The organism is Arcicella aurantiaca (assembly GCF_003148625.1).
Lineage (GTDB): Bacteria > Bacteroidota > Bacteroidia > Cytophagales > Spirosomataceae > Arcicella > Arcicella aurantiaca.
In genome coordinates this window covers 91,251-110,704 of the sequence record NZ_QGGO01000008.1, presented here as the reverse complement: position 1 = coordinate 110,704, position 19,454 = coordinate 91,251, and the positions used below count along the sequence as shown (strand labels likewise).

Genomic DNA, 19,454 nt, shown 5'->3' with positions numbered 1-19,454 from the left:
TTTATGGGTCATCAAGTAACTATAAAAGATATTGCTCGGCATCTGAATATTTCAGTGGCAACGGTTTCTCGTGCTATGCGAGATATGCCAGAAATTAAACCTGAGACACGTGAAGCGGTACTAAAATTAGCAAAAGAATGGGACTATCAGCCCAATATTTTAGCAACAAGTTTAGTAAAAAGCCGTACAAAAACTATTGGTGTAATTGTGCCAGATTTGGCATATCATTTTTTTGCATCTGTCATCAAAGGTATTGAAGAAGAGGCAATTGCAAGAGGATACAGTTTACTTTTAACACAGACCCGTGAACTTTATGAACGAGAATTGACAAATGTTCAAAATCTTTCGAGAGGGCAGGTAGAAGGGTTTATCATTTCACTTTCGCAGGAAACAACCGATTTTGAGCATCTTAAACGACTTCAACGAAAAGGGATTCCTGTTGTGTTTTTTGACCGTGATGCAGGTGAAATTGATGTTACCAAAGTAATGGTTGATAATGTAAATGCTGCTTTTGAAGCTACGAACCACTTAATTGATAACGGTTGTAAAAGAATAGCTTTTTTAGCTGGCCCTGCAAGTGTAACAGTGAGTAACCAACGACAAACAGGATATTTGCAAGCTCTCAATCATGCTGGGTTAGAAGTTGATAAAAGTTTAATCGTTCATGGAAACTATAACTTGCAGAAAATCATTGAGTTAACAAATTATCTTTTTGAATTGCAAAATCCTCCTGATGGATTAGTCGTTGTAAGTGACCGTTTAGCAGTTGGTGCAATTAAAGCATTAAAAGCTAAAAATATCAGAATTCCAGAAGATGTTGCTATTGTAAGTTTTAATGATGAACCTGTTTGTACCATTGTTTCGCCTTCATTGACAAGCGTTGCTCAACCTACAACAGAAATTGGAAAAATGGCGACCTCCTTATTAATTAGTCAGATTGAAAATTCAACAATTCAATACAATCCAGAAGTTATTATTTTAAAAACAGAACTAAAAGTTAGAGAGTCTTCTATGAAGATTAAATAAAATTTTATTTAATACCAATATTCGTGAGCCTATAAGTTTTGTCTAATTTTAATAGATTAACTTATAGGTTTATTTTCGTCCAATAGCTTCATCCACATATATTATGCAAAAAAACATACTACTAATCTTGTGCTTGATAACATCCTTATCAATATCAGCACAGACAAAGAAAAAATCAAAAAAGAATTTTGAAACTCCTCTACAAATTCCTAAAAAGGTATTGACTCATGATGTCTATGATTCGTGGAAAGAAATTCCAGACCGAATGATTAGCAATGATGGGACGAATGTTATTTATACACTTAATCCACAAGAAGGAGATGGGCGTGTTGTGGTTCATTCTTTAAAAAGTGCAAAAATAGATTCTGTTCAAAGAGCGGCTGATATTCGTTTAACTGATGATTCTGAATATGCCATTTTTAAGATAAAACCACAAATGAATTTGGTTAAATCTTTAAAACGTTTGAAGAAGAAAAAAGATGAAATGCCCAAAGATTCTTTAGGTATTTATAACCTTAAAACATACAGCGTAACAAAAATTCCTCATGTTTTGAACTATAAAATTCCTGAGAAAATAGGAGGGTGGCTTGCATACCAAATAGAGGATGCTAAGAAAATTGACATTAGCAAAAAGAAAGATACTTTAGTAAAAAGCGAAACTAAAAAGAAAGTATCTAAAAAAGAGTCTGAGGAAAACGGGTATCGTTTAGTATTGAAGAATTTAAAAACTAATGAGAATCAAGTATTTAGTTATGTAATAGATTATGACTTTACTAAAACAGCTAAAAAGTTGGTTTTTAGTACAACAGGGAATGATTCTACTTTTTTATCGGGCGTTTATGCCTATAATCTACAATCAGGTAATTTAACAAATATCCTAAAAGCAAAAGGTAAATTCAAGAAAATTACACAGTCGGAAGATGGTCAACAAATTGCTTTTATCGCTGATTTAGATACTAATACTAAAACACAAATTCGTTTGCCAAAACTATACATCTGGAAAGTTGGCGATGAACAAGCTAAAGTGGTAGCAGATGAAAATCAGACTTTTGCTCCGCAAAATTGGTTAGTTAGCGAACATTATCAACCACGTTTTTCTAAAGATGGCACCAAGTTATTTTTCGGAACCAATCCTAAGCCAATAGTTGCAGATACGACCCTTTTACCCGAAGAAATTGTAAACGTAGAAGTTTGGCATTGGCAGGATAAAAAACTGCAAACTCAGCAAAAGGTAAGTTTAGAAGAAGATAAAAAACGCTCATATTTAGCAGTTTTAAATTTGAATAATCTTAAAATAGTACAATTAGGTTTTTTAGAGATTCCGACTGTTAATTTAGATAAAGATGCCAATCATAACTTAGTTTTAGCTATTTCTGATATTCCGTATTCAAATCAACATTGGGATTGGAGCAACAAAAAGGATGTGTATTTAGTTAATCTTCAAGATGGCTCTCGTAAACAAATTGCGATGGCTTTACAAGGGAATCCGACTTTATCGCCAAATGCTCAATATGTAACTTGGTGGTCATTGTCTGATACTGCTTGGTTTGCTTACTCTATCAAAGATGAAAAAACGCTAAAACTAACTGATAATAAGAAAGTTAAGTTTTATGAAGAAGATGACGACCATCCTGATTTTCCACCCGCTTATGGTGCTGCTGGTTGGGTCGATGATTTGAAAGACCCAATGTTTGTAGTTTATGATAATTATGATGCTTGGGCGATTGACTTGAAAAATAACACGCCAATGCTTATAACTGGAGGGCGTGAGAATCGTGTAAAATATCGCTACGTGAATTTAGATGCGGATGAGCGATTTATATTGGGTAAAAATGCTCTCTGGAAACTGTTTTATGAGAAAGATAAGAGCGAAGGATTCGCAATTCCGACCAGTCCGTTGACAAAACCAAAAGATATTTACAAAGAATCATTCAGTTTATCAAACCCAATTAAAGCTAAAAGTGCTGATTATCTGATATTTACGAAACAAAACTTTCAAAATTTCCCAGATTTGTATTCGTCGGATTTGAGCTTTCAAAATGTGAAGAAAATTTCTGATGCAAATCCTCAGCAAAAAGAATATTTGTGGGGAAAAGTTGAAATCGTTGATTGGAAAGCTTATGATGGTACGCCATTGCAAGGACTTTTGTATAAACCAGAAAATTTTGACTCAACCAAGAAATATCCAATGATGGTTTATTTCTACGAAAAGAATACGGATAATCTGCATACACATTTTAGTCCATCGCCAATTCGTTCGTATATCAATTACCCATATTTCACATCAAATGGATATGTGATTTTTGTACCTGATATTGTTTACAAAGCTGGTGACCCAGGAAAAAGTGCATACAACTGTATTATTTCTGGAACGGAGAGTATAATTGCAAAAGGTTTTGTTAATAAAGACCGAATCGGAATTTCAGGACATAGTTGGGGTGGTTATCAAACTGCTTATTTAGTTACACAGACTAATATGTTTAGAGCTGCTGAAGCGGGAGCTCCAGTTTCTAATATGACATCTGCTTATGGTGGAATCCGTTGGGAATCAGGACTTTCTCGTCAGGCTCAATATGAAAAATCACAAACCAGAATTGGGGGAACACTTTGGGATAAGTTTGATAAATACATAGATAACTCGCCGCTTTTTCAAACGCCAAAAGTACAAACACCACTTTTGATGATGCACAATGATGACGATGGTGCTGTACCTTGGTATCAAGGAATTGAATTTTATATGGCACTCAAACGTTTGAATAAACCCGTTTGGCTTTTGAATTATAATGGAGAAAAACATGGTTTGACTTTAAGAAAAAACAGAAAGGATTTTGCCAAAAGGCTTTATCAATATTTTGACCATTATTTAAAAGATGCTCCTGCACCTGCATGGATGACGGAGGGTTTACCACTTTTAGAAAAGGGAATTAATCAAAAGTTGGAGGTTGGAAAATAAAAAAATAAAATTGGTAATTATAGGGTCGTTGTCCTTTAAAAGGATGACGACCCTTTTTGTATTTCTGAAAATATGCCCGATTTTTACCACTAACTAAATATCAAGAATTAACAACTTTGTGTATGAAATTAATAACTACTTTTATGCAACGAAGAAATTTTTTGGCAGTTTCATCATTAGCCTTAGCAATGAAAACTGTACCAGAGGGGTAAGCAAAATAAAAAAGGACTAATTCATTTATTACAGTTTTATGATAAATAACTAAAAGCTCCAGAGCAAACTTTTGGGGTATAGAAGTTTAAATGTCGTTTTTTTACACTTGACGTATGCAGATTAAAGTTATTTTTACTTTTTAATAAAATTGTTTTCATTTTATGATTTTCATGCCTAACATATTGCCTACCAAAGTCTTACGAAATTTCGTAAGTCATTATATGTTATTGCACGTACAAGTGAAGGGTGTTTCTGCCGAGCAAAGAATAAAACCATTTCCGCCTGATGCTGAACAATCGCTGTATTTTTATCCGAGAGACGTTGTTAAAAATATTGTACATAGTTCGTCTGAAATAAGAGATTCCGCATCAAGTATTTATGTAGGTCAGCAAACTTCAAGGATAAATTTGCAGTTTGGTGAAGACCATTTGGTGATTCAGGTTTGTTTTAGAGCAGGAATGATGCACCAATTATTAGGAAAAATTCCGATTACGGAATTTCAGGAAAAAGAAGTTGACGCAGAAGACTTCTCTGACAATGAAATGAAATTTTTGAATGAAGAACTGCGAGAAACTAATAATTATCAAGTAATGATTTCTTTGATTGATAATTATTTATTGAAAAAAGTGAATCGCTTAACGATTGATAATCAGCCAATTGACCGTGCGATAGCTTTTATGAAAGATGGCGATAAATCATTTTCATTAGATTGGTTGGCAGACCAAGCCTGTTTAAGTCCAAGACAATTTGAACGTAAATTTCGTGATAGATTAGGAATGAATCCCAAATATTACAGTCGAATTGTTCGGTTTAATCGAGCTTATCAGATGAAAATGAAGCAACCAAATTTAGATTGGCTCGCTATTGCATATACTTGTGATTATTACGATTTTGCTCATTTAATGCGTGATTTTAAAGCATTTGCCGAAGTAACACCTTCGATGTTAGTTGCTCAAGAACTTTCATCTCCAGACGGTAAAAGAGCTATTTACATTTAATAATGTCGTTTTTTTACATTAAAAACGTTTCCAACGCCCACTAATTTTGTCTTGACTTTAACACTCGGGACAAATGAAAAACTTTATTTCAAAACTTAAAAACACGTATTTTTTTATTGTTTTTACTATCATAACGCTCTTAGGTGCAGTGACTACTTATGCCCAAACATATCAGGATGAGCAAGATATAAAAAGCAGAATTGATTTGATGGTGGCAGATTGGAACACCCACGATTTTAAAAATATGGAAAGTTATACAACTTCAGATGTAGAATGGATAAATATTGTAGGAATGTATTGGCGTGGTTTACCACAAGTAAAAATGTCGCATCAGGCAATTTTTGATGCCATTTTTAAAAATGTACCTTTTACAAAAAAAGAAGTTTCGGTAAGGTTTATTACGCCTGATGTCGCTGTGACGACGCTTTTATGTCATGTTGGTGCTTTTTTTCCTCCTGATGGTGTAGATAGAGGAAATAACAAAAGACCAGAAACGGATGATTTATTGACGATGGTTTTTGTGAAGAAAAATAATAAATGGTTATTAACCGCAGGACAAAATACGGTTGTCGATGAATATGCCCAACGGGTGAATCCTGCTAAAAAACAGTAAGTTTTTATGAAACGCCCACCTCAAAATTTTGACACCCAAAGTAATGATTAAGCGTTCCATCTGATACCATTGAAAATAACTAAAATTTATAATCAGATGAAAAAGATATTTCTGGTATTGTTCTGTAATGTGTTGTTTATTAATGGATTACACTCTCAGAATTACGTTTTGAGTCCTCTGGGAATCAGATTTCCCAATTATACAACTGCCACTCGTCCCGCTCCAAATAGTTTGGGTGCAGGTACGGTACTGTACAACTCAACGGATAATGTTTTGCAGTATAGTCAAGGGAGCAGTTGGTTGAGTTTTGGCTTACCAAGTGGATTATTAAATCAAACACTCAGAAATAATGGAAGTAGCTGGGTATCAGATGGATTGATGCAAAATGATGGAAATAGAATTTTGATTGGACTTAATAATAATGATTATGACGGACTGTTAAGAGTAAACGTAGGTGATGGAAGTACAGGTATTTTTGTATCATCGACTGATAATCCAGCAGTTTACGCTCAATCTAATACGTCGTCGGCTGTTTCTGGATTTTCTACTTCTGGAAATGCTATCTATGGACAATCAACATCTGGAACTGGATTGTCAGGAGTTTCCACGAATGGTACAGGCATATCAGCATCATCAACAAATGGAGTTGGAATTTCAGCTTATTCTGCCACAAAACAAGCAATTTATGCCACAGGAGTGACTTATCCAGCCATTTATGCTACGTCACAAAATACAGGTTTGGTTGCAGATGGTGGGTATTCGGGTGTACAAGGTTTTTCTGCGTCTGGTACGGGTGTAATTGCAGGAACGACTAATGGCGTAGGACTATCGGCAACTTGCAGTAATGGCATTGCTATTAAATCATTTGCAGATTCTGGCTATGCAATATCGGCAGAAGCTAACTCTGGGACTGCCATTTATGCTAAATCCATCAATAATGGCTTGGGCGTTTGGTCATCTACCAATACAAGTATGTCAATTTATGCCAGTAGTCAAAGTAGCTACGGAATTTATGGTTCTTCAACAAGTGGAATAGGAATCAAAGGTACATCTGCCTCATCTTACGGTGGTGAATTCTTTGGGAGACTTAGAATTTATGAAGGAGGGAATGGTACGGCAGGTATAGAGTTTACCAATGGAAATACGCCCCGAGAAGGTTTTATTGGAATGGGGTTGGGTAATGAAATGGGACTTTGGGGTTACGGCTATAATAACTGGGTACAGCGTTGGAATGTTGCAACGGGGCAAATTTGCCATGCTACTGCCCCAACTATTTGTTCTGATATTCGTTTGAAAAAAGATTTCAAAGCTCTATCTAATTCTCTTCAATCAGTAGTGAGTTTACAGGGCTATAACTACTATCTCCGAAATGAGAAAAATCTAAATCTTCAAACGGGATTTATAGCCCAAGAGATTCAGAAAATATTTCCAGAATTGGTCAATATAGGGTCAGATGGCTATTTATCAGTTGATTATACGGGTTTGATTCCTCATTTGGTAGAAAGTGTAAAATCTTTAAAAAATGAAAATGAAATACTCCAAAAACGGTTGTTGAAAATCGAAGAATTATTGAATATTTCGGATAATAAATTTGAAGCTATAATTGAAAAAACTCTAAACAATGAAAACAAATAAATTAATTCTGCTACTATTTGTAGCACTAACTTTTACTTTTTGTAATAAAAATACGGAGGTTGACCCCAATACAGGAACTACTACAAATCCAACCACGCCCACAGGAATAGGAAAGGGGCAAGCAGGGGTAAATGGTATTCTGAGTATTGACGCTTGGGATAAATTAGCCACTAACGAAAAAAATAGAATTAAAGATTGGAATACCATTTTTATGCACCAATCTGTCGGTGGAGATTTGGAAGATGGTGCCAATAATAACGGTTTTAAATTTGAATATTTTGACCTAAATGAAAAACCTAAAGGATTGAGTGGCAATGTGTTTAGTGTGTCAAATGGTAATCCAATCGGGAAAATGACTGAGTTTAAAAACAATGCTTTAGCCCATAAAAGTATTATTAAAATTGCCATTTTTAAGTTTGGTTACGCAGATATTACCGACGCTAATCTCGAACAGGTTAAAACGGCTTACAAAACACTGATAGATGATTTACGAAGTCAAATTCCTGATTTACGTTTTGTCCATGTTACACCACCATTGATTTATATTGTGAGTAAAGACGATGGAAATGCCGCCAAAATGAAAATGGCTCAATGGATGAAAGATACGTTTAAGGATAAAGACAATATTTGTGATTTACAAGAAATAGAATCTGATAATGGCAGTTGTAATCTCAATGGTGTTTGGACAATTTGTAATAAATATCGTTCAACATCAACTTGTCCAAGTAAAAGTCAAGGCGTTGATGCTCCCGAAGGACAAGGACATCTTTGTGAAAGTGCCGCCACTCGTATTAGCAAAGCCTTTTTATATAGTATTTATCAATCTGGAAAATAATAAAATAACGGAAGTATGTACTTAATGTCGCAAAACCTCACCCGTGCGACATTAAGTATATACTTCCATAAAATAATGAAAAAGATATTGATAATCAGTTTGTTATGTGTATGTGCTAATACATATTCTCAAAATATTGTAGGTACTTGGAAAAGGGTTTCGTCTGTATTAGAATACACAAATGGCAAAACCGATGACCTACAAAAACTGATGGAAAGTACATTTCCGTGTATTACAGAAATTAAATATGTTTTTGAACAATCAGGAAAACACTTTATGGTTATTCCAAAAGACTGTAAAAGTATTCCAAATACGGAAGCTAATTGGAAAGTTCTTGGGAATCAGTTGATTATGAATCAGAAATCAGGAAAGGAAATCCTAAATATAAATTATGACTTGGATTTTTCGGGTAATACTATGACCATGACGCCAATTATACCGAAGCAGCAAAGCCTTCTAAAACGAAAAGAATAATTCTCAAATATGAAAAACTATGAAACTATCAAACCTTATTATTGTATTTATTTTTATTACTTCATTAGCGTGTTCAACTAAAATTGATGACCCAACGCCATCATCCTCTCAGCCAATTTATATAACAGCTTTGTTAGGAAGATGGGAAGTGAAATCTGCCACTGTTTGGAAAAACCGAAAAGTAGGAGGCGTAATTCCTCTCGGACGATTCAGAGAAGGTTTAGCGTATATATTTTATAGTAATGGTACTTATGATGGTTGTATTCAAGCGGGGTCAGACTGGGATAATGCTGGACAAACAGGTACTTTGGGTCAGTGGAATTGTAGTACCAATAAAGCTGGTAAATGGAAAATTGAAGTAGGAGGAAAAAATGGCAATTTTCTTACAACAGGAAGTTTTATTGTTATGGACGCTCCAGATAATGTAAAACTCATTTATCAATTTTTGGAACAAACTGACAAAACCTTATTGTTGGAAGAAGCCCGTCAGCTCAATAGTGATGGTGACGAAGTTTTTACCTCTTTAGAATTAATGAAAAAATAAAAAAAACTCCTGACAACGATTGTGAAGTTGTCAGGAGTTAATGTTTTTGCTAATCTGTGATATTCAAAACAGTATTTACTGATTTTATATTGGAATAATAACTAACGCCTTCATTATCAGTAGTTTTTATTCTGTAATTAACCGTTTGTTCTTCTGATTTTACGTAATCTAAATATCTATAAAAGAGATTTTTATCTGAAAATTGATTTTTTGTTTTTGTTGGTATGACTGCTATGGGCTTAAATTCTCCATTTTGCGATTGTCGTTCTATTGTAAATTGAACAATTCCTCTTTCTTGAGTAGTAAGCCAGTCTATTGCCATGCCACTTTTGGTAACTGTCAAGTTAAAGTCTTTTAGCGTATAAGTAGTGGCAACTTTTACGGTAAATTCATCTTGCAAACACTTTTGGTTATCTTGAACGATATATTTTGTGGTAACATTCGGAGAGACTGAAACAGCTTCAATTTTTGAATTATCATGTAGCCAATTGTAAGTACCAGCCCATGATGCGTTTAAAAGAAGTGATTTTTGATTGGCTTCTAATTTCAATTCAGTTTTTTTGTTGACATCCTTAAAAATAGAAAATTGGTCTTTTATACTACCATCTTCGGTTATGAATTTAGCTTCCAAACGATTGCCCGAAACTTCTATAAATAAAGAACCTCCATCTTTATTATTAGAATATACCATCGCATCGTGAGGATAAGTTACTTGTCCACCGCCATTGGCAGCTCCACAACCGTTTACCACATATACAATGCCTTGACTTTCAGGAGATTTGCTATCTGTAACATAAGGACAAGAATTTGGCGAATTATCATAACGCCCATTAGACGAACCAAATGTATGAACTTTGGGATTATAAGTAGCCTCTAAGCCATAATGTCCCTTTATTTTTTGAGACCTTTCATAATTGTGGCTATGTCCATTGAGAACCAAATCAACTTTGTATCTTTCTAAAATTGGAACTACATTTTCTCGGATAGTTTTTAAGTCAATTTCTGTATCTGAATTATGTGAACCCATTGTATAGGGTGGATGATGCCAATAGACAATCGTCCATTTTTGTTTATTGGCTTTCAAGTCTTCTTCCAACCATTTCATCTGCTTACTATCGGGCGAATAAAGATATTTGTCTAACGCCTCAATTCCGTAAGAATCTAAACTGACAAAATGAATATTGGCATAATTATAAGAGTAGTAAGCTTTTGATTTAGAAGGCACTCCGCCAATTTCGCCATTAGTGGGCATCGAAAAGATTTTGAAATAGTCCAAAATAGGGTCTTCAATTACACGATTGGTGGTTGGGGTATAATCGTGATTACCGGGAGAAGGGAAAATAGCAGTTTGCATCATCAAACGGTCTGTTTGATAATACTCAAAAAAACGTTGTTGATACTCCCAATCATAGCCTTGTGCGTAGGCATTATCACCCAAGAGTAGCCAAAGATTAGTGTAATTATTTCCTACAAATTTTAAATATTGTTGATAAACTTTCGACTGAACATCTGTTCCCATACCCATATCACCTAATGCCCAAATTCTTACGGTTTGTTCTGTGCCAATGAGTGGTGGAGTTATAAAAAAAATATCAGCACTTGATAAAATTGTATTTCCCGTTTCAACTATATATAAATATTTTGTATTAGGAATTAAATTATCAATGGTTATAATATGTTCTTTTTTGGGAGAATCGTCTGATTTTGACTGGTTTAAATTATTTTTTGTTATGCCATAGATTATTTTTGAAGTAGTTGGCATATCTGTTCTCCAACGAATAGTCATACTCGTAGGGCTTGCCATTTGGAGATAAGGTCCACGTACAATTTTCTGTGACATTACCTTTGTTAAACTCAACAATAGCAACAACACGATTAAATATTTAATACTTAGGAATTTATACTTCATCATTTATTTTCAAATCTAAAATGGATTGGTCGGGCATCAATTACCTAACGCTTAATCCTGTTTATATTCAATACCCAAAGTTTCCAAATCATCTTCTGCTAATTCAGAAGGTTCAATATACATTTTTAGCTTTTTTGTATCGTCATTGCGTTTCCATTCGGCAGCGGCATCGTCGAGGATAGTTAGTAAAATCTCACGACTTTCATCATTTTCTTCCGAAAGAAATTCATCATAATTTTTGAAAACGATTTTGATAGTGGTTTCATCTAACCAATCCAAATCATTAATCATTTCGTCGAAAGCATCAAAATTACGTCCAAAATTGTCAGGAAACTTCAATTGAGCGATTAACTCTTCATAAAATTTATCAAGCGTATCAACTTGCTCGCCGTCTATATTGGCTACCAACGTTTTTTCGGTAGAATGTCTGTCGGATAACGATTGTAAAATGGTATAATTTGCCATGTTTGATAAGGTTTTAATTATTCAAATGTTTGTAATATATTTTTATTCCATAGTTTTTTAGCAAAATCAATAATTACTTTTGGAGCTTTATTGAAGGCTGGGTCAAGTTTATACTCTCCGCCTTCAAATTCTTTTTCGCCATATTTAATTTTAGCTCTACCTCGCATAGCATATTTTTGCTGACCTTGATACATGATAATTTTCATGTCGGAAGGACTCACATCACCATGACAAACGGTTCTGTACATAAGCCAAACTTCTGCAACACCGTTTTTATCGAGGTCTGTTACTTGAAAAGTATTTTTTACATAGTTAGCTTCTATGTCTAAAGGGCAATCCTTGATAAAATCATAAACTTTCCATGTTTGTTGAGCTTGGTTATTAGTAATAATATAATGATAAGCAAACAGGTCAGCGTTTGCTTCTTCTATTTCGTTCTCCTTTGCTTTTTTGGGTGTATATCTACCTGTTTCGGAAGTGACTACGATATTATCTCCCAAATTATCCGTCCACCGAACCGCATTTTGGGCTTTACCATCAACTTTAATAAAGTAAGGCAATTTATTAACATCCAATTTAGTAGATTTTATGGGCGTTTGTCCTAATAAATTTGTTGAAAATAAGACTGTTATTGCGAAAAAAAGTTTAAAGTAAGGCTTGTTGTTTTGTTTCATTGTGATGTGTTTTGTTTTCCCTTCCCGAAAGTTCAAAACTTTCGGGAAGGTTTTATCCAATTAGTGTTTTCTGTTATAGTTAGTTATAAGGTTGCTTACGCACGAGTTGTTGGTGAAAAAGAACACCAACAATGGTGAAAAGAACACCAACAATGGCGGAAAAAACGGGAAGGATTTATATATCTACTTCTTCCCAACCTATTTTAGATTGTGAGTTTTTTTTGTAGTATTTTAAAGGTACTCCGTATAGCTTTTTTAGTTTAATAATTGTCGTTTTTAATTCTTCTGCTTTCATTCCTGTTGAGTTATCTTTAAACATTATTTGATAAAATGAAGCCCAAAATATCGCAGAGTCATCCATATTAATTTCTTCATCAGGTCCAATAATTGATAGGCATTTAGATTCTGAAAATATGCTTTTTGCAAGATTATCATTAGTTGAAAGACATGAAGACAGGAAAAGACGTTTTTTACATAGCTTGTCAGCAATTATAGATGAAAGTTCTTTAAATGTTATTCTGTCTAATGTTGTTGATATTAATTTACTATTTCCGTGGCAGGAAATGTGTAAATAACGGTAATTTAGCCTTACAAATTCGCCAAGTAAATGTTCTAATTCTTTTTTAGTTCTGATATAGTAATACTTATGTTCAATGTTTGAAAAATTTAAAATTTTTGAAATGACTTCTCCTTCAAAATATCCTTTTTCTTCATCTTTAAATTCTAAACTTTCAATAATAAACACATAAGGTTTTGTTGAATTTTCATCTGCCATAAAAGTTATTTTTTAGATGTTTTGCATATTACTTCATTTCGTCCTTTTTCCTCGACAACATTTTACTCCCTAACCTCAACAAAACTCCGATAATGGTCATTAGTGTAATATGACTTTCCGTCTGAACCCGTAATTAATCGTTCTGTTCCTCGGTTTTTGCCGTTTACTTTTGGGTTTACGTCCCATTCTTGGTAGTTAATTCGCTTGCCCGACGCATCATTTTTGGGAAGTAAGCCTTCATAATTCCCGAATTTGCGTCCACCTACATATCCATCTATCGCTACGCCATTCTCACGGACATATTTCAAAACTTTTAAGGCTTTCTCAGGAGCGTTGCCTGTTCTAATGTCTGACTGCCTATCATTTGAGCGATTCTCAGAGCTATATTTTGAGTTCTCATTGTCGGAGTTCTCTCTACGATTACGTTTTTTGTGTTTCTTCTTATGTTTTCGTGAATAATTACTATCACTTTCATATTCAGAATGATTGTTTTCTTGATTGACATTCGTTTTGTCAGTAGGTTGACAGCTCGCTAATGTGCCAATAAGTAGAAAAAAGAAACAAAAAAGGAGATTTAATTTCGAGAATAATTTCATTATAATATCTGTTTTTTAACAAATTTACCGAAAACTCATTGTGCTTTGCATCTATTATGGTCAATATTTGCAAAACACCCCAAATTTCACGAAATTTGTATAATAAGTACATTAATCTGTAATGTTTTGTTATTAATTGATGTCAAAAATCTTTACTTGAATTCAAAAGGATAGCATTGCGAGAATTTCCTAACCTTTCGCTGAGTTTGCTAATCCAATCCATTCAAAAAAACTATGTCAGAACAAACCAGTAACATTATCCCCATTAACATTGAAGACGAAATGAGGGGAGCGTACATTGACTATTCAATGTCCGTTATTGTTTCCCGTGCTTTACCCGATGTCCGTGACGGACTCAAGCCTGTTCACCGTCGTGTCCTTTTTGGGATGGACGAATTGGGGGTAAATTATAATAAGTCCTACAAAAAATCAGCCCGTATCGTAGGGGAAGTTCTTGGTAAATTCCACCCACACGGAGACACCTCAGTTTATGATACAATGGTTCGTATGGCTCAAGAATGGTCATTACGTTATCCATTAGTAGATGGTCAAGGAAACTTTGGTTCTGTCGATGGAGACTCTCCAGCGGCTATGCGTTATACCGAAGCACGTTTAAAGCGTATTGCAGAGGAATTATTAGGAGATTTGAATAAAGAAACGGTTGATTTTCAACCAAACTTTGATGATTCTTTGATGGAGCCAACAGTTCTTCCATCAAAAATCCCCAATCTTCTATTAAACGGAACATCAGGTATTGCCGTAGGTATGGCAACCAACATGGCTCCGCACAATTTAACGGAAGTTGTGAGTGGTATTATTGCTTATATCGAAGACCGTGATATTACGATTGAAGGTTTAATGCAATATATCAAAGCTCCAGATTTTCCAACGGGTGGTACAATCTACGGAGTTTCAGGTATCAAAAATGCCTTTGAAACAGGTCGTGGACGTATTGTTGTTCGTGGAAATGCAACATTTGAAACTTCAAAAACAGGTAAAGACCAAATTATCGTTTCGGAAATTCCATACATGGTCAATAAAGCATCATTGATTAAACAATGTGCTGATTTGGTGAACGATAAGAAAATTGAAGGAATCTCAGAAATTCGTGATGAGTCAGACCGTCAAGGTATGCGTATCGTGTTTGATTTGAAACGTGATGCCGTTCCAAATGTCGTTTTGAATAACCTTTACAAACAATCAGCTCTTCAAAATTCATTCTCGGTAAATAACGTATGCCTTGTAAAAGGTCGTCCTTATACCTTGAACTTAAAAGAATTGATTCATTATTTCGTAGAACACCGTAACGAAGTAATCGTAAGACGTACAAATTTCGATTTGCGTGAAGCTCAAAAAAGAATTCATATCTTAGAAGGTTTCATTATTGCACTTGATAATCTTGATGCAGTAATTAAACTTATTCGTGAATCAAAAGACCCAAATACTGCTCAAGCAGGATTGATGTCTAATTTTGGACTTTCTGAAATTCAGTCTAAAGCTATTCTTGAAATGCGTTTACAGCGTTTGACAGGTATGGAACGTGATAAAATCATGGCTGAATATGCAGAAATCAAACGCTTAATTGATGATTTAGAAGATATTTTGGCAAAACCAGAACGTCAATTAGAAATCATCAAAACAGAATTGATTGAAATCAGAGAACGTTACGGAGATGCTCGTCGTACCCAAATCAACATGACGGACGATGAATTCTCGGTAGAAGATATGATTGCCGATGAAGAAATGTTAATTACTGTTTCTAATCAAGGTTATATCAAACGTACTCCAATTGGTGAATATAAAGCACAAGGTAGAGGTGGCGTAGGTTCAAGAGCCGTTGCTACAAAAGATAGCGATTATACTGAACACCTTTTCACGGCAACTATGCACAACTGGTTGCTATTCTTTACTGAAAGTGGAAAATGTTTCTGGTTAAGAGTTTATGCAGTGCCTGAAGGTTCAAAAACTGCCAAAGGACGTCCTGTTCAAAACTTAATGAACATTGAAAGTGGCGATTCTATCCGTGCGGTTATCAATGTGAAATCATTAACCGACCCTGACTATATCAATAATAACTTTATTGTGATGTGTACAGAAGACGGAACAATAAAGAAAACAACTTTAGAAGCATATTCACGTCCACGTCAAAATGGTATCATTGCCATCACGATTCGTGAAAATGACCGTTTATTAGATGTTTCTTTAACAAACGGAAATAATCACATCATCATTGCTACGAATACTGGTCGTTCAGTACGTTTTGAAGAATCAAGAGTTCGTCCAATGGGTCGTTCAGCAGCGGGTGTAAAAGGTATCTGGATTGATGAAGATAATTTGACCGAAAAAGCAATCGGAATGGTTTGTATTGAAGACCCAGAAACTCAACAATTATTAGTAGTTTCAGAAAAAGGCTTCGGTAAACGTTCAGATGTAGAAGATTATCGCTTGACAAACCGTGGTGGTAAAGGCGTTAAAGCTCTTAACATTACAGAGAAAACGGGTAACTTGGTCGCAATCAAGGAAGTAACTGATAATAATGACTTGATGATTATTACAAAATCAGGTATTTTAATTCGTATCGCCGTAGCAGACCTTCGTGTAATGGGACGTAATACGCAAGGAGTGAAGCTAATTCGTTTGAAAAATGAATCTGACGAGATTTCTTCAGTAACCAAAATCGTAAAAGACCCTGAAGAAGAAGTTGTAGTTGACGCAGATGCAGTAGTTGTTGAAGCAACTGCCGAAGTCAGTTCTGATATACAATCGTCAGTGGAAGAGGAGGGAAGTGTTCCTTTAGCTGATGAAAGTGGAGAAGAATAAAATTAAAATTGTCTGGATGAAAATCCAGACAATTTGTTAAACTTTTGTTAAGAATGTAACTTCTGAAACATAAGTTCGTTAAAACAGCAAATTATCCCATATCTAAATAGAACAATAATAAACAAACCATTCCAACCAACAATGAGAAAATTAACCCTTGCTCTTTTTGCTATTTTGATGACAGCAGGAGCAACCTTCGCTCAAGTGGACAAATTGATGCTTGAAGCAAATCGCAAAGCATACGCTGACGCTAAGAAAAAAGCAGATGAATCAATCATGAAAAAAGATTCATTGAAAGCAAAAACATGGCTTACACGTGGGGAAGCATATTTAGATATTGCAAATTCAAGAGATGCAGTCTTAACAACAGAAGAACCAACAGCAGCTTATAAAGCATTAGCCTCTTTCAAAAAAGCACTTGCTATTGACCCAGCATCGCCTGCAAAAAAATATTTGACAATGGTGATGGACAAAGAAGGTAAGCCAGAAGTAGAAGGACAGAAGATGTATGCTGCATTTATGGATGCAGGTATTACAAAATACCAAGCTAAAGATTTTACAGGAGCATTGAAAGACCTACAAATGGGTATGGAAGTAGCACCCAAAGATACAACTGCTGCCATGTACACAGGTGTAATTGGTCAATTAGCAAAAAATGACGCAGCAGCAAAAGTTGGTTACGAAAAATTCATGGAGTTAGGAGGGAAGGATGCAGGAATGGTTTATGCTTTAGCTCAAATTTATAAAGTAGAAAACAATGAAGAAAAAGCAATGGCCACAATCAACAAAGGTATTGCTTTGAATCCTGCTAATAAAGACTTGAAAGCTGAGAAAATTAATATGTTATTAGGTTTCAAGAAAATTGATGCAGCTATCCAAGAATTAGAGGCTTCTGTGGCAGGTGGTTCTAAAGTTTCACAAGAAATATTGAACTTAGGTATCTTGTATGAAAACAAAGCGAATGAATTAGAGAGTGAATTACGTGGTTACAGAGAGCAATTATCAAAAGGAAATGTAGATGGATTGAATAAAAAAATCCAAACACAAAAAGATAAAATCTCCGCTTTTGACGAAGAAATTAAACGTTTGTCAGACAAAGTTAAAAAAGACCCTAAAATAGCAGCAGCTTCTAAAAAACAAATAGGAGAGGTTACTCAAATGAAAGCTGAGGCAACAACAGCTTTAAATGAATTGAATGCTGAAGCGGCTCAACAAGCAGCAAGTGCTGTAAATTTAGCAGAGGTTACTAAAAAATATGATGCAGCGAAAGCTAAACAAGATGCAGCAAAAGCTCAGGCTTCTAAATATTATAAGCAAGCTTTAGAATTAGATCCTAATAATTACGACATCAATTTTAACTTAGGTGTTATGAACTTCAACGAAGCCGTAGTAATTAAGAAAGAAGTTGATTCGATGGATATGAATACTTATAAAGCGAAAGGTAAAGCAGTAGAAGACTTAGCAACAGAGAAATTCAAACAAGCATTACCATTTTTTGAGAAAGCTTATTCAATCAAACAAGAAGACGATTTAAAGTCAAGTTTGAGAAGCTTATACCAAATCTTAAAGATGGAAGAAAAATTGAAAGCTTTAGGAGAATAATATTCCAAAAAGTATTGATTGTAAAAGGCGTTGAACAAAATTGTTCAACGCCTTTTTATTTTGTAAAGTTTTGGAAATAATCGTTTTATAGGAGCGTTAATTTATTTCAGAATGTTTTATTTAACATAATATAAATTATACAACTTTTAAAAATTTTAAAAGTTGTATAAGAATTGTCTTGTTACGAATGAATTATATGAGAAGTGGACACTTGGAGATAAAAGATGATGAGATGTCATTCTAAAGGCTTTTATGTTACTGAAATAGCCATAAAATGAACCGCCTGAGAATCGTTTATATTTTATGAAACGTAATCTTGTTCGGGTTATTTAATTCTCAGAAATGGAAATTTTAGCGTTATATATAGATATGGTTTGTTCTGACGAATGATATTACAGTATTTCTTCTGACTTTTTTTTGATATTTCTCAAAACAATTAAGATTGTAAAAATAATTGAAAATTTGACTGTCTTGTTCATTATAAAATTTATAGTATCTCCTCTCCCTGAATTCTACATACTTCTTTAACTATAAAATTAGGTTGAACTATGATGTTTTATAATTTAAAATTAAGATTCGTTAGATTAAATAATTTTAAGAATTCTTTGTAGTTCTCTCAATTGAACTAACCAATTCAGTTCCTATAATCACTAAATCAAAACGAATCTTAGTTCATGACTTATACTTCCAAAATCCCTTTCAAATCAGCAGGTGAATATTTTACAGATTTTAATACTTTATTGTCAGCAATTCTATATACTAAAAACTTGTCGCCATCTGCTACAATTTCAGCTTCTGTACCATCTTTGTCAGCATAAAATTTTACGGTAGCTTCTGCTTCTTCATAAGTGCTACACGCCTTTGACATATTTGAGCGTTGTACTTCATTGAATAAGTCAACAAATTTCTCCCCTAAGCCAAATTCTAAAACTGCTCCAGAAAGTACATATTGAATATCGCAAAGAGCATCAGCAACTTCTATAAGGTCGTTATTTTCAATGGCCTCTTGAAGCTCTTTTAGCTCTTCTGCAATCAAGCTGACACGTAGTTTGCAACGCTCTGGCGATGGAATTTGTGGGGTATCTAAAACGGGTGCTTTGAAAGTATGATGAAATTCAGCTACTTGATTAAGAGAATCTATTTTTTGCATGATTTGATTATTTTGAGAGAATATTCTTTACTTGTGGATAATTGAACTCAAATTTACACATAATGTAGAATAGTATAAGGAGTCTTTCAACACTTTTTGTGGATAACTATGTAAGTGGCTATTTTTCAGCGTGTTATAATATTCACGTGGAACACTTGTTGTTAACTTGTTG

At 34.3% G+C, this 19,454-nt stretch carries 16 protein-coding genes; 10 read left to right on the top strand and 6 right to left on the bottom strand.

From position 1 onward, the window contains the following. Positions 1-3 precede the first annotated feature (3 nt). The 8 genes from LV89_RS09605 (at position 4) to LV89_RS09570 (ending at position 9,291) form a co-directional block, all read left to right on the top strand. On the top strand, positions 4-1,026 hold the full coding sequence (locus tag LV89_RS09605) for a LacI family DNA-binding transcriptional regulator (protein WP_109742673.1): 1,023 nt from the start codon (positions 4-6) through the stop codon (positions 1,024-1,026). 103 nt (positions 1,027-1,129) lie between these two features. After that, a complete protein-coding gene (locus tag LV89_RS09600) occupies positions 1,130-3,979 on the top strand; it encodes a S9 family peptidase (RefSeq protein ID WP_109742672.1) in 2,850 nt (949 codons plus the stop codon). Between the two features lie 383 nt (positions 3,980-4,362). Continuing rightward, on the top strand, positions 4,363-5,190 hold the full coding sequence (locus LV89_RS09595; protein ID WP_229201496.1) for a helix-turn-helix domain-containing protein: 828 nt from the start codon (positions 4,363-4,365) through the stop codon (positions 5,188-5,190). Positions 5,191-5,263: 73 nt separating this feature from the next. Beyond that, entirely contained in the window at positions 5,264-5,803 is a 540-nt protein-coding gene (locus LV89_RS09590) for an SgcJ/EcaC family oxidoreductase (protein WP_109742670.1), read from the top strand. A 96-nt stretch (positions 5,804-5,899) separates the two neighbouring features. Then, positions 5,900-7,438: a tail fiber domain-containing protein gene (locus LV89_RS09585; protein WP_109742669.1), complete on the top strand. Its 1,539-nt coding sequence runs from the start codon at positions 5,900-5,902 to the stop codon at positions 7,436-7,438. Beyond that, positions 7,425-8,273 (top strand): hypothetical protein, encoded by an 849-nt coding sequence (locus LV89_RS09580; RefSeq protein WP_109742668.1) that lies wholly within the window; start codon positions 7,425-7,427, stop codon positions 8,271-8,273. Before LV89_RS09585 ends, LV89_RS09580 begins: the two co-directional genes overlap by 14 nt. 75 nt (positions 8,274-8,348) lie before the next feature. Next, entirely contained in the window at positions 8,349-8,747 is a 399-nt protein-coding gene (locus LV89_RS09575) for a lipocalin family protein (RefSeq protein ID WP_146199120.1), read from the top strand. Between the two features lie 19 nt (positions 8,748-8,766). Then, positions 8,767-9,291 (top strand): hypothetical protein, encoded by a 525-nt coding sequence (locus LV89_RS09570; protein WP_109742666.1) that lies wholly within the window; start codon positions 8,767-8,769, stop codon positions 9,289-9,291. 49 nt (positions 9,292-9,340) lie between these two features. On the opposite strand, the gene LV89_RS09565 is transcribed toward LV89_RS09570, so the two are convergent. The 5 genes from LV89_RS09565 to LV89_RS09545 form a co-directional block, all read right to left on the bottom strand. Next, entirely contained in the window at positions 9,341-11,131 is a 1,791-nt protein-coding gene (locus tag LV89_RS09565) for a purple acid phosphatase family protein (protein ID WP_158279555.1), read from the bottom strand. Between the two features lie 120 nt (positions 11,132-11,251). Continuing rightward, a complete protein-coding gene (locus tag LV89_RS09560; protein WP_109742664.1) occupies positions 11,252-11,665 on the bottom strand; it encodes a barstar family protein in 414 nt (137 codons plus the stop codon). 17 nt (positions 11,666-11,682) lie between these two features. Next, positions 11,683-12,339, bottom strand: coding sequence for a M949_RS01915 family surface polysaccharide biosynthesis protein (locus LV89_RS09555; RefSeq protein WP_211321184.1), 657 nt, complete (start codon positions 12,337-12,339; stop codon positions 11,683-11,685). 175 nt (positions 12,340-12,514) lie between these two features. Next, positions 12,515-13,114 (bottom strand): hypothetical protein, encoded by a 600-nt coding sequence (locus tag LV89_RS09550; protein ID WP_109742663.1) that lies wholly within the window; start codon positions 13,112-13,114, stop codon positions 12,515-12,517. A 62-nt stretch (positions 13,115-13,176) separates the two neighbouring features. Beyond that, the gene (locus LV89_RS09545) at positions 13,177-13,710 is read right to left on the bottom strand and encodes a guanyl-specific ribonuclease (RefSeq protein WP_109742662.1); all 534 of its coding nucleotides are present in this window, start codon (positions 13,708-13,710) and stop codon (positions 13,177-13,179) included. Between the two features lie 234 nt (positions 13,711-13,944). Between LV89_RS09545 and gyrA the strand changes: the two genes are divergently transcribed. Both gyrA and LV89_RS09535 read left to right on the top strand, forming a co-directional pair. Then, positions 13,945-16,530, top strand: a complete 2,586-nt coding sequence (gyrA, locus tag LV89_RS09540) for a DNA gyrase subunit A (RefSeq protein ID WP_109742661.1) — start codon at positions 13,945-13,947, stop codon at positions 16,528-16,530. Positions 16,531-16,671: 141 nt separating this feature from the next. Next, complete coding sequence (locus LV89_RS09535) at positions 16,672-18,132, top strand: tetratricopeptide repeat protein (protein WP_109742660.1); 1,461 nt, start codon at positions 16,672-16,674, stop codon at positions 18,130-18,132. A gap of 679 nt (positions 18,133-18,811) precedes the next feature. Here the strand turns inward: LV89_RS09535 and LV89_RS09530 are convergent. Then, on the bottom strand, positions 18,812-19,282 hold the full coding sequence (locus LV89_RS09530) for a pyrophosphohydrolase domain-containing protein (RefSeq protein ID WP_109742659.1): 471 nt from the start codon (positions 19,280-19,282) through the stop codon (positions 18,812-18,814). Positions 19,283-19,454 lie beyond the last annotated feature (172 nt).

Excerpts from the sequence above, each read along its gene's own strand:
- LV89_RS09605 (WP_109742673.1), top strand. The coding sequence starts at position 4 with ATGGGTCATCAAGTAACTATAAAAGATATTGCTCGGCATCTGAATATT.
- LV89_RS09600 (WP_109742672.1), top strand. The coding sequence starts at position 1,130 with ATGCAAAAAAACATACTACTAATCTTGTGCTTGATAACATCCTTATCA.
- LV89_RS09595 (WP_229201496.1), top strand. The coding sequence starts at position 4,363 with ATGCCTAACATATTGCCTACCAAAGTCTTACGAAATTTCGTAAGTCAT.
- LV89_RS09590 (WP_109742670.1), top strand. The coding sequence starts at position 5,264 with ATGAAAAACTTTATTTCAAAACTTAAAAACACGTATTTTTTTATTGTT.
- LV89_RS09585 (WP_109742669.1), top strand. The coding sequence starts at position 5,900 with ATGAAAAAGATATTTCTGGTATTGTTCTGTAATGTGTTGTTTATTAAT.
- LV89_RS09580 (WP_109742668.1), top strand. The coding sequence starts at position 7,425 with ATGAAAACAAATAAATTAATTCTGCTACTATTTGTAGCACTAACTTTT.
- LV89_RS09575 (WP_146199120.1), top strand. The coding sequence starts at position 8,349 with ATGAAAAAGATATTGATAATCAGTTTGTTATGTGTATGTGCTAATACA.
- LV89_RS09570 (WP_109742666.1), top strand. The coding sequence starts at position 8,767 with ATGAAACTATCAAACCTTATTATTGTATTTATTTTTATTACTTCATTA.
- LV89_RS09565 (WP_158279555.1), bottom strand. The coding sequence starts at position 11,131 with ATGTCACAGAAAATTGTACGTGGACCTTATCTCCAAATGGCAAGCCCT.
- LV89_RS09560 (WP_109742664.1), bottom strand. The coding sequence starts at position 11,665 with ATGGCAAATTATACCATTTTACAATCGTTATCCGACAGACATTCTACC.
- LV89_RS09555 (WP_211321184.1), bottom strand. The coding sequence starts at position 12,339 with ATGAAACAAAACAACAAGCCTTACTTTAAACTTTTTTTCGCAATAACA.
- LV89_RS09550 (WP_109742663.1), bottom strand. The coding sequence starts at position 13,114 with ATGGCAGATGAAAATTCAACAAAACCTTATGTGTTTATTATTGAAAGT.
- LV89_RS09545 (WP_109742662.1), bottom strand. The coding sequence starts at position 13,710 with ATGAAATTATTCTCGAAATTAAATCTCCTTTTTTGTTTCTTTTTTCTA.
- gyrA (WP_109742661.1), top strand. The coding sequence starts at position 13,945 with ATGTCAGAACAAACCAGTAACATTATCCCCATTAACATTGAAGACGAA.
- LV89_RS09535 (WP_109742660.1), top strand. The coding sequence starts at position 16,672 with ATGAGAAAATTAACCCTTGCTCTTTTTGCTATTTTGATGACAGCAGGA.
- LV89_RS09530 (WP_109742659.1), bottom strand. The coding sequence starts at position 19,282 with ATGCAAAAAATAGATTCTCTTAATCAAGTAGCTGAATTTCATCATACT.